The following is a 14,176-nucleotide window of genomic DNA, read 5'->3' on the forward strand; positions in this document are numbered from 1 at the left end:
ATGACTGCCGATCAGGCGCGCGCCGCCTGGCTGGCCTGGCTCGCGGGCGAACGCCGCTCGAGCCCCCATACGCTCGAGGCCTATGGCGCCGACACCGCCGAATTCCTCGGCTTCCTCACGCATCACCTGGGGGGCGAGCCCGACCTCGCGGCGCTCGGCGCGCTCACGCCGGCCGATCTGCGCGCCTTCCTCGCGCACCGCGCGGCGCAGGGCGATTCGCCGGCGACGCGGGCGCGGCGGCTCGCCGCCATCCGCGGGTTACTGCGCTACCTGACGCGGCATCACGGCTTGGCGGCGCTGCCGCTCGGCGCGCTGCGCGGCCCGCGGCCGAAGCCGCCCATCCCGCGCGCCCTGACGCCCGAGGCGGCCCGCGCCGTCGCGACCGAGGCCGGCGAGGTCTACGCCCTCGGCCGCCACGAACGCCCCGAGTTGCAGGCCGCGCGCGACGTCGCGCTCTTCACCCTGCTCTACGGCGCCGGGTTGCGCATCGCGGAGGCGCTGTCGCTCGACCTCGGCGACGCGCCGCTGCCGGGGCGCGACGACGCACTGCGGGTGCGCGGCAAGGGCAACAAGGAACGCGTCGTCCCCGTCCTGCCCGCGGTCCGCACGGCGATCGCCGGCTACCTGAAGCATCGCGGGCCGGGGGCGCCGGACGAACCGCTCTTCATCGGCGCCCGCGGCAAGCGGCTCGACCCCGCGGTGGCGCAGAAGTCGCTGCGCGAATTCCGCCGCCTCGCCGGCCTGCCGGAGCACGCGACGCCCCATGCGCTGCGGCATTCCTTCGCGACGCATTTGCTCGGCGCCGGGGCGGATCTGCGGTCCATCCAGGACCTGCTCGGCCATGCCAGCCTATCGACCACGCAGCGCTACACCGCGGTCGATGCGGCGGGGCTGCTTGCGACCTGGAAGAAGGCGCACCCGCGCGCCGGCTGATCGCGGCGCTACCGGATGCGTTCGCATTCATGCATGATCCCGTTCCGCGAAGCGCCCGACCCGAGGCGCGCGGCAGGATGGGAACGCGATGTTCGAAGCGGCGGAACTCGACCACAAGGTCGACAAGGCGGCCTTCAAGGCAGAGGAGGCGGAACTCCGCCGCGCCCTGCTCCAGGCCCAGCGCGACCTCGGGGAGCGGAAGCGCTTCCCGGTCCTGATCCTGATCGCCGGCATCGAAGGCGCCGGCAAGAGCGAGACGGTCCACCTGCTCAACGAATGGATGGACCCCCGCTTCATCGAGGTGACAGGCTTCGCCATCCCGACCGAGGAGGAGGCCGCCCACCCGCCCAATTGGCGCTTCTGGAAGGCGCTGCCGCCCAAGGGGCGCATCGGCATCTTCTTCGGCGCCTGGCAGACCATGCCGATCCTCGAGCGTGTGCTCGGCAACCTCGGCCCCGACGGCTTCGCCGCGCGGATGGAGGAGATCATGCGCCTCGAGCGCATGCTCACCGACGAGGGCGTGCTGCTGATCAAGTACTGGTTCCATCTGTCCAAGGCGCAGCAGAAGAAGCGCATCAAGGCGCTGGAGAAAGACAAGGAGACCTCCTGGAAGGTCTCCCGCTACGACCGGGCGCTGTTCGACCGCTACGACGACTTCATCGAGGTCTGCGAACCCTTCCTGCGCGAGACCTCGACCGGCAATGCGCCCTGGACGGTGGTGCCGGCGGCCGACGACCGCTACCGCGCGCTCTTCGTCGGGCGGCATCTGCTCGCGGCGATGCGCGAGCGGCTCGACGCGCCGCCGCCCGCCCCGGCGAAGCCGCCGGCCAAGGCGAAGGCGAAGCCCGCCCTTCCCGACCAGGTGAACGTCATCCGCGCGCTGACGCTCAAGCAGGAAATGTCGCGCGACGACTACGACAAGGCGCTGGCCGAGGCGCAGGGACGGCTGGCCCGCGCCACGCGGCACAAGCGCTATGGCAGGATCAGCGTCATCGCGGCGTTCGAGGGCAACGACGCCGCCGGCAAGGGCGGCGCGATCCGCCGCCTCGGCGCCGCACTCGACCCGCGCGCCTATCGCATCGTGCCGGTCGCCGCACCCTCCGAGGAAGAACGCGCCCAGCCCTATCTCTGGCGCTTCTGGCGGCACATGCCGCGGCCCGGGCGCGTGACCATCTTCGACCGCACCTGGTATGGCCGCGTGCTGGTGGAACGCGTGGAAGGCTTCGCGCCCGAGGCCGACTGGCGCCGCGCCTATGGCGAGATCAACGATTTCGAGGAGCAGCTGGTCAACCACGGCGCGGTGGTCGCGAAGTTCTGGCTCGCCATCAGCAAGGAGGAGCAGCACCGCCGCTTCAAGGAACGCGAGGCGACCGCCTTCAAGCGCCACAAGATCACCGAGGAGGACTGGCGCAACCGCGAGAAGTGGGACGCCTACGAGGAAGCGGTCTGCGAGATGGTCGAGCGCACCTCGACCGGCCAGGCACCCTGGACGCTGGTTGAGGCCGACAACAAGCTGCACGCGCGGGTGAAGGTCATCTCCACCCTCGCGGACATGGTCGAGGACGCGCTGAAGCGGACGAAATAGGCCGACCTCCCGTCGGTGGAGGCCGGCCCGCGCCTCAGCGCCGGGCGAGGAAGGCGCGGATGGCCGCGACGGTCGCCTCGGGCTGCTCCTCCATCAGCCAGTGGCCGGAATTGGGAATGATCAGTTCCTCCACATTGGTCGCGGCGCCGCGCGCGACCGCGCCCATCACCGGACCCAGCGACGCCGCCCCGCCGATCGCGAGCACCGGCATGGTCAGCGGCCCGCGCGCCAGCAGCGCCCGGTTGTCCACCGCGTCCTGGTCGAAGGCGAGGAACTGCGCGAAGCCGGCGCGCATCGCACCCGGCTGGGCGTAAAGCCGCGCGTAGTGTTCGCGGGAAGCCTCGTCGAAGCGGGCGGGGTCGGCCGAGAAGTCGTTCCAGAAGCGGTCGAGGTAGATGCGCTCCCGCCCCGCCACCAAGCGTTCCATGTCGGGGCCGCCGAAGCGGAAATGCCACAGCAACGGGCTCTTGAGGATCTCGTCCCAGGGACCGACGCCCGGGATCGGCGCATCCATCAGCACGAAGCGCGTCACGCGCTCGGGGTACTGCGCGGCGAAGGCGTAGCCGACCATGTTGCCGATGTCGTGGGTCACGAGATCGACGCGCGCGACTCCAAGCGCGTCGAGCATCCGCGCCATGTCCACGCCCTGGGTCCGCTTGTCGTAGCCACCCTCGGGCTTCGAGGAGAGGCCCATGCCGCGCAGGTCGGGCGCGATCAGGGTGTGGTCGGCGGCCAGCGCGGCGGCGAGCGGCGACCACATGTCGCCGGTCTCGCCGTATCCGTGGATCATGAGCACCGCAGGGCCCTGCCCGCCGATGCGGACATGGAGGGTGGCGCCGTCGACCTGGACCTGCTGCGTCCGGAAGCCGGCGGGATAAGGGGGCACCTCTGCCGCGACCGGCAGGGCGAAGGCCAGCGCGAAGGCCGCGCCGACGAGTGAACGGATCATGGTCTGTCTCCTGGGAGACGGCCGATCGGGCCGCCTGGGTGGGCAGACGATGGCGCTTTCGTATCGTTCGGAGCAGACTGAAAAAGCCGAAATCCAAATTCGGAAAAGCAGAACGATGCTCAAGCTCGATGCCATCGCGACCTTCGTCCAGGTGGCCGAGGCCGGTTCGATCAGCGAGGCGGCGCGCCGCCTGCGCCTCGCCAAATCCGTGGTGAGCGAAAGGCTGACCGAGCTGGAGCGCAGCCTGGGCGCGGTGCTGCTGCACCGGTCCACCCGGCGGCTCTCGCTGACCGAGGACGGCGTCGCCTTCCTCGACCGGGCGGGACGCATCGTGCGGGAGGTGGAGGACGCGGCGGCCGAGCTCGCGGAGCGGCGCGGGAGCCTGACGGGGCCGCTGCGGCTATCGGCGCCCGTCACCTTCGGGCGGATGCATCTGGGGCCCGCGCTGTATCCCTTCCTCGCCGCGCATCCGGGCATCGCCCTGTCGCTGGAACTCGACGACCGGCGCGTCGATATCGCCGCGGAAGGCTATGACGCGGCGATCCGGCACGGGTCGGTGGAGGACAGCCGGCTGGTCGCGCTGCGCCTGGCCACCAGCCGGCGCTGCCTCGTCGCCTCGCCGGCCTATCTCGCGCAGCATGGTGTGCCGGACAGCATCGACGAGCTCGAGCGCCATCGCGGAATCTTCTACGCCCATCGGGGCGTCGCAGACTGGCGGCTCATGGGCGCCATAGGACCGGTCCTGGTGCGCGCCCGCGTCGCGCTCGCCGTCAACAATGGCGACGTGATGCGCGACGCGGCGGAGGCCGGCCTCGGCATCGCGATGCTGCCGTCCTTCATCGCCGGCGAGGCGTTGCGCGCCGGCCGGCTCGTCGCGATCCATCCGGGCGCGGAGCCCGAGCCGGAAGTCATCGCGCTGGTCCACGCCGAACGCGGGCGCAGCTCGGCCAAGCTGCGCGCACTGGTCGCGCATCTGCGGCGGGCCTTCGGCGACCCGCCGGTATGGGATCGCGACTGACCCCGACGTGCCGGACGATCAGGGCACGCCGATCATGATGCGCGGCGGCTCGGAGGTGTCGAAGGACACCTGCTTCACGCCAGGCACGCCCTCGGCGAGGACGCGCAGCGCCGTCTTCGCCTCCTGGCCCGCGATGAAGCCGTGGAAGGTGACGGTGCCGTCCTTCACCTCGGGGAAGACGAAGCGCGTGCTGACCCAGGGCTGCGCCTCCATCGCGGTATAGAGCTCGCGACGGATGCGCGGGTCCGACGCCTCCTCCTCCGCGCCACTGGCGACGGGCGCCATCACCGCGCGCAGCAGGTCGGCGCGCGAGACGACGCCGACGAGCATCCCGTCGCTGACCACCGGCACGCGGCGGATGCGCTTGGTCTCGAGGATATGCGCGACTTCCTCGACCGTGGCCTCGGGGCCGACGGTGGCGAGATCGGTGCTCATCACGTCGCGCACGCGCCGGCCATGGGCACGGGCATAGGCGAGCGCCTGGTCGGCATTGGCGCCGAGGATCGCCGCGAAGAACGATGCCGGCTTGTCCTCCTTCGCCGACAGGCGGCGCATCAGGTCGCCATCGGTGACCAGCCCCACCAGGCGGCCATCCGTCTCGACGACCGGCAGGCCGGAGATGTGACGTTCGGCCATCAGCGCCGCGACGACCTCGAGCGGCGTCTCGGGCGGGACGGAAACGGGGTCGGGGGTCATGATGTCCCGGGCGCGCATGGTATTCCTCCGTTGGATATTGCCGCAGACTTGCCCGCGTCCGGGCCCGGCGCCTTGACGCGGATCAAGAATAGGGTGGCTCAGCCGGCCTCGATCCTCGCTTCCCGCACGATGCGGCCCATCAGGGCGCGCTGCTCGGCGACGTAGCGGGCGAAGACCGCGGGATCGGTGCCGAGCGGAATGGCGCCCAGCGCATCGAGGCGCTGGCGCACCGTCGCATCGGCCAGCGCATGTTGCGCGGCCTCGTACAGCCGCTGCACCACCGGCGCCGGCGTGCCGGCCGGGGCATAGAGCCCGTTCCACTCGTTCAGCTCGTAGCCCTCGAAGCCCTGCTCGGCGATGGTCGGCACCTCGGGCAGCGGAGGGATGCGCTGCGTGGTGGTGACGCCGAGGGCGACCAGCCGCCCGTCCCGCACCAGCTGCAGCGTCGAGGAGACGGTGCCGAAGACGAAGGCGATGTTGCCGCCCAGCAGGTCCTGCAACGCCGGCGTGCCGCCGCGATAGGGCACATGCGTGATGTCGAGCCCGGCGCGGTTGAGGAACAGCGCCGCGGCCAGATGTGCCGCCGTGGCATTGCCCGAGGAGCCGTAGGACAATTCCCGCTGCCGCGGCCTGGCCCAGGCGATAAAGTCCTGCACCGTCCTGGCCGGCACCTTCTGCGGATTCACCGCGAGGATCTGCGGCAGCACCACCACCTGGCTGATCGGCGCGAAGGCGGTGGCGTAGTCGAAGCCGAGGCCGCGGATCAGATGCGGGTTCACCGTATGGGCCAGCGCATCGACCATGATGGTCTGCCCGTCCGGCGCGCTGCGCGCGAGTTCCTGCGCCCCGATCGACCCGCCGGCGCCACCGCGGTTTTCCACCACCACGGGCTGGCCGAGAAACGCGCCCATCGGCACAGAGAGCAGCCGCGAGGTCGTATCGACGCCGCCACCGGGCGGATAGGGCGCGATCAGGCGGATCGGTCGCGTCGGCGCCCAGGGCCCCTGGGCCAGGGCCGGCGTGGCGAAGGCCGTGGCGAGCAGCGCGCGACGAAGCATGTGGTGGTCCTCCCGTTGCGGCGATGCTCGCCCGATGCGGCTCAACTGTCGAGGCGGATGCCTTCGTCGCGGATCAAGGCGCCGAAGAAGGCGCGCTCGGCCGCGAGGAAGCGGACGAATGCCTCAGGCCCCTCCGCCGCCGGCAGCAGGCCGAGCGCATCGAGCCGCGGGCGCAGCGCCGGCTGGTTCACCGCATCGGCGGCCGCCGCCGCGACGCGCGCGATGGTCGGCGCCGGCGTCGCGGCGGGCGCGAGCAGCCCGAGCCAGTCGCCCATGGCAAAGCCCGCGAAGCCCTGTTCCGCGACGGTCGGCAGGTCGGGATACAGCGCGCTGCGCTCCGCCGAGGAGATGCCGAGCGCCCTGAGCCGCCCGTCGCGCAGCAGCGGCGCGGCGAGTGCCACGGAGGTGAAGCCCATCGGCAGGTCGCCGCGCAGCAGCCCCGCGATCTGGTCGGCGCCGCCGCGATAGGGCACGTGCTCGCCCGCGATGCCCGCGCGGCGCAGCAGCGCCGCCATGGCGAGGTGCGTGCGCGCGCCCACGCCGACGCTGCCGTAACGCGCCTGGGATGGATCGGCGCGCAGCCGCGCGAGCAGCGCGGGCAGGTCCTGCGCGGGGAACTCCGCCCGCACCACCAGCAGCAACGGCAGCGTTGCGAGCAGCGTGACCGGCGCCAAGTCCCTAACATAATCGAAGGCGAGCCCGCGCAGCAGGAAGGGATTGACGCTCTGGCCGCCGGAATCGAGCAGCAGCGTCGCCCCATCCGGCGCCGCCTGCGCGACATAGCCCGCGCCGACGGCGCCCGAGGCGCCGGACCGGTTCTCCGGCGTCACGACGGCGCCCAGCAGGTCCGACATGCGCGGCGCGACCAGACGGCCGAGGATGTCGGTCGATCCGCCCGGCGGGAAGGCGATGACGAGGCGCACCGGCCGGTCCTGGGCCGGGGCCGGGCTGGCGAGCGGCAGGGCGAGCAGGGCGCGGCGCAGCATGGCCCCTGGGGTGGGCGTCCCTGGCCGATCCGTCAAGCGACGGGTCGATGACGGAGGATCGTTCCGCCCGTCATCTGTCGCTCCCGTCCCATTGGCGTTGTATCCTCGGGTCATGGCCGTTCGCCGTCCGCAGGGCAATCCCGCGCCCGCCTCCGATCTCTTTGGCGCCCCTGCGGAGGATGCATCCGCGGCGACGCCCGATGCCGCGCGTCCCCTCGCCGACCGGCTGCGCCCGCAGACGCTGGCGGAGGTGGTGGGCCAGGACCACCTGCTCGGCCCCGAAGGCGCGATCGCGCGCATGCTGGAGCGCGGCTCGCTTGCCTCGCTGATCCTCTGGGGCCCGCCGGGCGTCGGCAAGACGACGATCGCGCGCCTGCTCGCGGAAGCCGCAGGGCTGCGCTTCGCCGCGCTGTCGGCGGTGTTCTCCGGCGTCGCTGATCTGAAGCGCGCCTTCGACGAGGCGCGCGCGCGCAAGTCCAACGGCCAGGGCACGCTGTTGTTCGTGGACGAGATCCACCGCTTCAACCGCGCCCAGCAGGACGGCTTCCTGCCGGTGGTCGAGGACGGCACCGTCACCCTGGTCGGTGCGACGACCGAGAATCCCTCCTTCGCGCTGAACGGAGCGCTGCTCTCGCGCTGCCAGGTGATGGTGCTGAAGCGCCTGGACGATGCCGCGCTCGAACTGCTGCTGGACCGTGCCGAGGCACTGACCGGACGGCCCCTGCCGCTGGATGCGGCCGCGCGCGCCACGCTGCGTGCCATGGGCGACGGCGACGGGCGCTATCTGCTCAACATGGCCGAGCAGCTGTTCGCGCTGCCGGAACGCACCAAGCCGCTCGACACCGCCGCGCTGTCGAACCTGCTCGCGAAGCGCGCCGCGCTCTACGACAAGGACCGCGAGGAGCACTACAACCTCATCTCCGCGCTGCATAAGTCGATGCGCGGATCGGACCCCGACGCGGCGCTCTACTGGTATGCGCGCATGCTCACGGGCGGCGAGGATCCGCGCTACATCGCCCGCCGCCTGACGCGCTTCGCCGCCGAGGATGTCGGCATGGCCGATCCGCGCGCCCTGCCCCTCGCGATCGCGGCGTGGGAGACCTACGAACGGCTGGGCTCGCCGGAAGGCGAATTGGCGCTCGCGCAACTCGTCGTGCACCTGGCCACCGCGCCGAAGTCCAACGCCGTCTATGCTGCCTTCGGCGCGGCGATGCGCGCCGCGAAGGAGACCGGCTCGCTGATGCCGCCCAAGCACATCCTCAACGCGCCGACGAAGCTGATGAAGGAAATCGGCTACGGCAGCGGCTACGAATACGACCACGATGCCGACGAGGCCTTCTCCGGCCAGGACTACTTCCCCGACGAGATGCGCCGCCAATCCTTCTACCGCCCGAGCGACCGCGGCGCGGAAGCCGCCATCGCCGAACGCATGGCGCGGTGGGACGAGATCCGTCGCCGCAGGAAGCGGGGCTGAGCGGTGCCGGTGACCTTCACCGCGGTGCTGCTCGTCGCCATCGGCGGCGCCGCCGGATCGGTGCTGCGCTACCTCACCTCGGTCGCCGCGCTGGAATGGCTGGGCGCGGCCTTCCCCTGGGGAACGCTGGCGGTGAACGCGATCGGCAGCTTCGTCATCGGCGCCATGGCCGGCGCCGGGCTCGAGGGCAATGCGCGCTTCCTCCTCGTCACCGGCCTGCTCGGCGGCTTCACCACCTTCTCGGCCTTCTCGCTCGAGGCGACGATGCTGTGGGAACGGGAGCCCCTTCTGTCGATCGCCTATGTGGCGGCGTCCATCGCGCTCGGCGTCGCCTGCTGCGTCGCGGGATTCTGGCTGCTGCGCCGCTAGCGCCCGCGCAGCGACGCCTGCACCAGCGTATCGAGCGCCGAGAGGAAGCGAGACCGCGCCGCCTTGTCGAGCGGCGGCGGCCCGCCCGTCGCTATCCCGGCCTCGCGCAGGCTGCGGCCGATCTCGCGGCTCGCGAGCGCACCGCCGATGTTGCTGCTGTCCCAGACGCGCCCGTTCGGCGCCAGCGCCTTGGCCGATTTCGCAAGGCAGCGGGAGGCCAGCGGGATGTCGGACGTGACGCAGACATCGCCCGCGGCGATGTGCTCCACGATCCAGTCATCGGCGACGTCGGCGCCCTCGCCCACCACGACGATGCGCGCATTCGGCAGCGGCGGCGGGCGCACGCCGCGCGACCCGTTGCCGACCACGACCACGGGCAAGCCCAGCCGGCCGGCGACGCGATAGGTCTCGTCGCGCACCGGGCAGGCATCGCCGTCGATGTAGATGGTCGGTTGGGTCAGCGGCCAGCCCAGACGCGCGAAGGGATGAAGACCTCGCCGGCCATCAGCTTGCGCGCAGTGCGCAGCGTGCCGCCGCCCAGCACCTCGACATTCTCGTTGCCGGTACGGCGCGTGCTGATCACCGCTTCCATCTGCCCGGTCGGGTGTTCCAGCACCACCATTTCGCGTTCGTTCGGTCCGATGCGCGCCATCCCGTCCGCGACCGTGCCCGGCAGCATCGTCGCGGTGGCGATGCAGATGCCGCCCGTCACCGCCATAGCCTCATGGCAGGCGAGCGGCGTGAAGTAGCGCGCGGCGATGCCCGACCCGCCCGCCGGTTCGGCGACCATCGCGAATTTCGGGATCACGCGCCCCTCCGCGTCACCCATGCCCATGGCGAGCGACGCGGCGCGGCGGATGCGCTCGATCCGCGCCATGAAGTCCTTGTCGGCGTCGAGCTCCTTCGCACTCTCCCGCGCCGTCTTGCCGAGGTCCGCCGCGCGCGCGATCACCACCGGCATGCAGACATCGAGGCAGGTGACCTCCACCCCCTCGATCACGTCCTTCATGTTGCCGGTCGGCGCCAGCTTGCCTGTCGCCCCGCCCACCGCATCGGCGAAGTTCAGCACGATGGGTGCGGCCGTGCCGGGCACGCCGGCGATCGCCGTATCGCCCTCATAGGTCACCTTGCCGCCGGGCGTCTGCACCACCGCATCGATCAGCGCGCCGGTGTTCACCGCGCGGATCAGCACGCTGGTCTCGCCATCCTGCGCCGGGACCAGCCCCTTCTCGATCGCGAAGGGTCCGATGCCCGCCAGCATGTTCCCGCAGGTCGGCCCGAAATCGACGAAGGCCTTGTCCACCGACACCTGCGCGAACAGGTAGTCGACCTGCTGCTTCTCCCCCATCGCGGCCGGGGAGACGATGCAGACCTTGCTCGTTAGCGTCGTCGCGCCGCCAAGGCCGTCGATCTGCCGCGCATCGGGCGATCCCATGGCCGCGAGCAGAACCTGCGCGATCCCCTCCCGGCTTTCCGGCAGGTCGGAGGCGAGGAAATAGGGGCCGCGGCTGGTGCCGCCGCGCATCAGGGTGCAGGGGATCGCGGTCTGGGTCATGGGGCCGGACGATAGGCCCGCCCCGGGCAGTCGTCAGCACCCCCCGCGAAGCCGTGCTATAGGGCGCCATGCCCGTCACCACCCGTACCGTCCGCCCCGCGGATGGCGAGATCCGCCTCGATCGCTGGTTCCACCGCCACTTCCCCGCCCTCACGCAAGGGGCGCTGCAGAAGATGCTGCGGTCCGGCCAGATCCGCGTCGATGGCAAGCGCGCCGAGTCCAATACCCGCCTGGTCCCCGGCCAGGTCCTCCGCATCCCCCCCATGCCCGACGCGCCGGCGCCCAAGGCCGAACCCAAGCCGATCGACCCACGGGAGGCCGCCGCCCTCGAACGTCTGGTGATCTACCGCGACGATTCGGTCATCGCCCTCGACAAGCCGCAGGGCATGCCGGTGCAGGGCGGGCCGGGCATCGCGAAGCACATCGACGGCATGCTCGACGCGCTGCGCTTCGGCAACGAGGAACGCCCCCGCCTGGTGCATCGGCTCGACCGCGACACGACCGGCGTGCTGCTGCTCGCGCGCACCCCGGCGGCGGCGTCGAAGCTCGCCGCGGCCTTCCGCGGGCGCGACGCGGAGAAGACCTACTGGGCCATCGTCGTCGGCCGGCCGCATCCGCTCGAAGGCCGCATCGACATGCCGCTGGCCAAGCATGCCGGCGGCCATGGCGAACGCGTCGTCCCGTCGGACGCGAAGGACGCCGCGCGCGCCGTGACGCTGTTCCGCACCATCGATTCAGCGCAGAAGCAGGCGGCGCTGCTGGAACTGACGCCGCTCACCGGCCGCACGCACCAGCTGCGCGTCCACTGCGCCTCGGCGCTGAAATGCCCGATCCTCGGGGACGGCAAGTATGGCGGGGCGGCCGCGCATCCCGAGGGCTTCGGCGACCGCAGCCTGCACCTGCACGCCCGCGCCCTGCGGGTGCCGCACCCCGAGGGCGGCATGCTGGAACTCGCAGCCCCCCTGCCGCCGCACATGAAGGACACCTTCGCCTTCCTCGGCTTCGACCGGCCGCGCACGCCCTCCTGCCGGCGGGTGCGCTGAGGCGCCGGCGATGCAGGCCCTGAAATGGGCCGGGGGCATCCTCCTCGGCCTGGTACTCCTCGCCATCGGCGGCGTCGTCGCGCTGACCATGGCGCTCGATGCCGGCGCGCTGTCGCCGCGCATCCTCGCCGCGATCGAGGCCTCGACCGGCCGGGTGGCGACGCTCGGCGCCGTATCGCTGCGCCCCGGCCTGTCCCCGCGCGTCGAGGTCCAGGGCGCCACCCTGGCCAACCTGCCCGGCGGCTCGCGGCCGGAAATGGCGACGATCCGCCGGCTCGAGGTCCGCCTCGCCCTGCTGCCCCTGCTGCGCGGCGACGTCCGCATCGAGGGGATCGAGATCGACGGCGCCGACATCCTTCTCGAGCGTACGGCCGGAGGCGCGCCGAACTGGCTGTTCCGTGCGGCGCCACGCGACCCCGCGCCCACCGCCCCCGCCACCCCCGCGCGGCCGGCCACCGCCGCCCGGCCGATGGTGATCGAGGAGATCATCCTCACCGACAGCCGCATCACCCTGCCCGATCCGCGTCTCGGCATCGTCGCGGTCGCCCGCGCACGGGTGGAAGGCATCGGCAGCGGCCGCCCGCCGGGGCTCGCGGCACGCATCGGCGTGCTTGGCCTCACCGCCACCATCGAGGGCGACGCCTGGCCCGAGGGCGACGCGATCGGTGCGATCCGCGGCAGCCTCGTCGCCGGCGGCAACCGAATCGGCGTCGAGGGACGCCCCGGCACCTCGCTGCGCGTGACCCTCGCCCTGCCCGAGCCAGCCGGGCTGCGCCCGTTGCTCGCCGCGCTGGTCCCCGGGCTGCCCGAGGCGGCGCCGCTGCCACCGGTCGAGGCCGCCTTCACCCTCGACGCCACGCTGCGCCCCACGGAGGTCACGGCGACCTTCGGCGCGGCCGATCTCGGCGCGCTGCGCGAGGGCCTCGCGCTGACCCGCGCGAGCCTCAGCGCGCCGGCTCTCGATCAGCCCGCCGAGCTGCGGATCGAGGCGACGCGCGCAGGACTCGCCGTCGCCTCGACAATCCGGATCGAGACGCCCGCGGCGCTGCTCGCCGACCGCCCCGTCTCCGCGCTGGTCGAGGCCGCGGCGGCCGGCGCGACGCTGCGCGCCGAGGGGCGCATCGAGGCGCCGCTCGGCCGGTCCGGCGGCACCGCCGCGCTGCGCCTGGCCATCCCGGACCTCGCCGCGCTCGCGCCGCTGCTGCCGGACCCGCCGCCGCTGACGGATCTCGACATCGAGGCCGACCTCACCTTGCCCGCCGGGCTCGACGGCGAGATCCGCGTCCGGCGCTTCCGCGTCGCCTCGCCGCTGCTGACCGCGGAAGGCGACCTGGCGCTGCGGCCGGGCAGGCCGCTCGGCGTCACGGGCCGCATCGCGGCGACCAACGCGGATCTCGACACGCTGGGCGAGCGGCTCGCCGCCCGTGCCGCGACCGGGGCACCGGCGGCCGCACCCTCCCCTGCGCCGACATCCGCACCGGCAGCCGCCCCCGCCCCATCGCGTTCGGGCGAACGCCGCGTCATCCCCGACATCCCGCTGCCGATCGCCGCGGTGCGCGCCTATCAGGGCCGCGTCGCGGTCTCGGCCACCGAACTGATCCTCGGCGGCGCGGCCTGGCGGGAGGTGCGGGGCACGCTCGCGATCGCGGATGGCGTGGCGCATCTCACCCCCTTCGCCGCCGTGACGCCGGGCGGGCCCGTGCAGGGGCAGGTGACGATCGACGCCGCGCAATCGCCGCCGGCGATAGCCTTCGCGATCCAGAGCGACGGCGCGGGCCTCGACCTCGCCGCGCTGCGCATTGCCCGGCACGAAGCCGCAAGCATCCACGGCCGCGCCCAGATCCGGATCGAGGGCCATGGCCGCGGCGCCACCACCCGCGCCCTCGCCGGCACGCTGACCGGGGAAGCCGGCCTCGCGCTGGTGAACGGGCGGCTCGACCGCGCGGGCATGCTGCGGCTCGGGCCGGATCTGCTCGGGCTGCTGCTGCCGGGAGCGCCGCAGGAGGGGCTGGACCTGCGCTGCTTCGCCGTGCGGATCAGCGCGGAGGACGGGATGGCCACGACGCAGGCGCTGCTCGCCGAGACCTCGGCCGGGCGCATCGAGGGTTCCGTGGCGGTGAACCTGCGATCCGAGGCGATCGCCGCACGCCTGCTGCCCGACGTCACGCTGCTCGGCGTGCGGGTGCGCGCGCCGGTCGGCGTGGGCGGCACCCTCGCCGCGCCGCGCATCGGCGCCGAGCCGGCGCGCGCCCTCGCCCAGGTTGTCGAGGACACGGTCGCGAACCGGCTCTGGCGCGATCCGACGGTGGAATGGCTGCGGGGGCGGATCGCCGGGGGGCATCCCGCCGGGGATTGCGCGGCGCAGCTGCGCCTGGCGCGCTTCGGCGCCGACGGCCCGGTGCCGCCGCCGCAGGAGATCGTCCCCGGCGTGCCGCGCGAATTGCAGGGCACGACGCAGGAATTGCTACGCGGCCTCGGCGGGCTGTTCGGCGGCGGGCGGCGGTAGAGCC

Annotated in this window: 13 protein-coding genes; 7 read left to right on the forward strand and 6 right to left on the reverse strand. The window is 72.7% G+C overall.

Going from position 1 to position 14,176, the window contains the following annotated elements; all coding sequences use genetic code 11:
- Both GWK15_RS05770 and pap read left to right on the forward strand, forming a co-directional pair.
- Nucleotides 1-933: a tyrosine recombinase XerC gene (locus tag GWK15_RS05770; RefSeq protein WP_168039935.1), complete on the forward strand. Its 933-nt coding sequence runs from the start codon at nucleotides 1-3 to the stop codon at nucleotides 931-933.
- 88 nt (nucleotides 934-1,021) lie between these two features.
- Nucleotides 1,022-2,518 carry a polyphosphate:AMP phosphotransferase gene (pap, locus tag GWK15_RS05775; protein ID WP_168039937.1) on the forward strand — a complete coding sequence of 499 codons (1,497 nt, stop codon included), beginning with the start codon at nucleotides 1,022-1,024 and terminating at the stop codon, nucleotides 2,516-2,518.
- A gap of 34 nt (nucleotides 2,519-2,552) precedes the next feature.
- Here the strand turns inward: pap and GWK15_RS05780 are convergent, their stop codons facing one another.
- Nucleotides 2,553-3,467, reverse strand: a complete 915-nt coding sequence (locus GWK15_RS05780) for an alpha/beta fold hydrolase (RefSeq protein WP_168039939.1) — start codon at nucleotides 3,465-3,467, stop codon at nucleotides 2,553-2,555.
- A gap of 115 nt (nucleotides 3,468-3,582) precedes the next feature.
- On the opposite strand from GWK15_RS05780, the gene GWK15_RS05785 reads away from it, so the two are divergent.
- Nucleotides 3,583-4,485 carry a LysR family transcriptional regulator gene (locus GWK15_RS05785; protein ID WP_168039941.1) on the forward strand — a complete coding sequence of 301 codons (903 nt, stop codon included), beginning with the start codon at nucleotides 3,583-3,585 and terminating at the stop codon, nucleotides 4,483-4,485.
- An 18-nt stretch (nucleotides 4,486-4,503) separates the two neighbouring features.
- On the opposite strand, the gene GWK15_RS05790 is transcribed toward GWK15_RS05785, so the two are convergent.
- The 3 genes from GWK15_RS05790 to GWK15_RS05800 form a co-directional block, all read right to left on the reverse strand.
- Nucleotides 4,504-5,199 (reverse strand): CBS domain-containing protein, encoded by a 696-nt coding sequence (locus GWK15_RS05790; protein WP_168039943.1) that lies wholly within the window; start codon nucleotides 5,197-5,199, stop codon nucleotides 4,504-4,506.
- Nucleotides 5,200-5,279: 80 nt separating this feature from the next.
- Nucleotides 5,280-6,239, reverse strand: coding sequence for a Bug family tripartite tricarboxylate transporter substrate binding protein (locus GWK15_RS05795; RefSeq protein ID WP_168039945.1), 960 nt, complete (start codon nucleotides 6,237-6,239; stop codon nucleotides 5,280-5,282).
- A 41-nt stretch (nucleotides 6,240-6,280) separates the two neighbouring features.
- A complete protein-coding gene (locus GWK15_RS05800; RefSeq protein WP_168039947.1) occupies nucleotides 6,281-7,225 on the reverse strand; it encodes a Bug family tripartite tricarboxylate transporter substrate binding protein in 945 nt (314 codons plus the stop codon).
- A 112-nt stretch (nucleotides 7,226-7,337) separates the two neighbouring features.
- On the opposite strand from GWK15_RS05800, the gene GWK15_RS05805 reads away from it, so the two are divergent.
- Nucleotides 7,338-8,699 carry a replication-associated recombination protein A gene (locus GWK15_RS05805; protein ID WP_168039949.1) on the forward strand — a complete coding sequence of 454 codons (1,362 nt, stop codon included), beginning with the start codon at nucleotides 7,338-7,340 and terminating at the stop codon, nucleotides 8,697-8,699.
- 9 nt (nucleotides 8,700-8,708) lie between these two features.
- The gene (locus GWK15_RS05810) at nucleotides 8,709-9,068 is read left to right on the forward strand and encodes a fluoride efflux transporter FluC (RefSeq protein ID WP_338147198.1); all 360 of its coding nucleotides are present in this window, start codon (nucleotides 8,709-8,711) and stop codon (nucleotides 9,066-9,068) included.
- Here GWK15_RS05810 and GWK15_RS05815 read toward each other — a convergent pair.
- Together GWK15_RS05815 and GWK15_RS05820 are read right to left on the reverse strand one after the other, a co-directional pair.
- Complete coding sequence (locus GWK15_RS05815) at nucleotides 9,065-9,514, reverse strand: YaiI/YqxD family protein (protein WP_408891868.1); 450 nt, start codon at nucleotides 9,512-9,514, stop codon at nucleotides 9,065-9,067. The two genes, GWK15_RS05810 and GWK15_RS05815, sit on opposite strands and share 4 nt — an antisense overlap.
- 11 nt (nucleotides 9,515-9,525) lie before the next feature.
- Entirely contained in the window at nucleotides 9,526-10,623 is a 1,098-nt protein-coding gene (locus tag GWK15_RS05820; protein WP_168039953.1) for a 4-oxalomesaconate tautomerase, read from the reverse strand.
- Nucleotides 10,624-10,691: 68 nt separating this feature from the next.
- Between GWK15_RS05820 and GWK15_RS05825 the strand changes: the two genes are divergently transcribed.
- A complete protein-coding gene (locus tag GWK15_RS05825) occupies nucleotides 10,692-11,666 on the forward strand; it encodes an RluA family pseudouridine synthase (protein WP_168039955.1) in 975 nt (324 codons plus the stop codon).
- A gap of 10 nt (nucleotides 11,667-11,676) precedes the next feature.
- Nucleotides 11,677-14,172 carry an AsmA family protein gene (locus tag GWK15_RS05830; protein WP_168039957.1) on the forward strand — a complete coding sequence of 832 codons (2,496 nt, stop codon included), beginning with the start codon at nucleotides 11,677-11,679 and terminating at the stop codon, nucleotides 14,170-14,172.
- The last annotated feature ends 4 nt before the right edge of the window (nucleotides 14,173-14,176 follow it).

Origin of the sequence: Neoroseomonas oryzicola, assembly GCF_012163135.1 — a bacterium.
Classification (GTDB): domain Bacteria; phylum Pseudomonadota; class Alphaproteobacteria; order Acetobacterales; family Acetobacteraceae; genus Neoroseomonas; species Neoroseomonas oryzicola.

Bases quoted from the DNA above. Each gene is read 5' to 3' on its own strand.
- GWK15_RS05770 (WP_168039935.1), top strand. From the start codon at position 1: ATGACTGCCGATCAGGCGCGCGCCGCCTGGCTGGCCTGGCTCGCGGGC.
- pap (WP_168039937.1), top strand. From the start codon at position 1,022: ATGTTCGAAGCGGCGGAACTCGACCACAAGGTCGACAAGGCGGCCTTC.
- GWK15_RS05780 (WP_168039939.1), bottom strand. From the start codon at position 3,467: ATGATCCGTTCACTCGTCGGCGCGGCCTTCGCGCTGGCCTTCGCCCTG.
- GWK15_RS05785 (WP_168039941.1), top strand. From the start codon at position 3,583: ATGCTCAAGCTCGATGCCATCGCGACCTTCGTCCAGGTGGCCGAGGCC.
- GWK15_RS05790 (WP_168039943.1), bottom strand. From the start codon at position 5,199: ATGCGCGCCCGGGACATCATGACCCCCGACCCCGTTTCCGTCCCGCCC.
- GWK15_RS05795 (WP_168039945.1), bottom strand. From the start codon at position 6,239: ATGCTTCGTCGCGCGCTGCTCGCCACGGCCTTCGCCACGCCGGCCCTG.
- GWK15_RS05800 (WP_168039947.1), bottom strand. From the start codon at position 7,225: ATGCTGCGCCGCGCCCTGCTCGCCCTGCCGCTCGCCAGCCCGGCCCCG.
- GWK15_RS05805 (WP_168039949.1), top strand. From the start codon at position 7,338: ATGGCCGTTCGCCGTCCGCAGGGCAATCCCGCGCCCGCCTCCGATCTC.
- GWK15_RS05820 (WP_168039953.1), bottom strand. From the start codon at position 10,623: ATGACCCAGACCGCGATCCCCTGCACCCTGATGCGCGGCGGCACCAGC.
- GWK15_RS05825 (WP_168039955.1), top strand. From the start codon at position 10,692: ATGCCCGTCACCACCCGTACCGTCCGCCCCGCGGATGGCGAGATCCGC.
- GWK15_RS05830 (WP_168039957.1), top strand. From the start codon at position 11,677: ATGCAGGCCCTGAAATGGGCCGGGGGCATCCTCCTCGGCCTGGTACTC.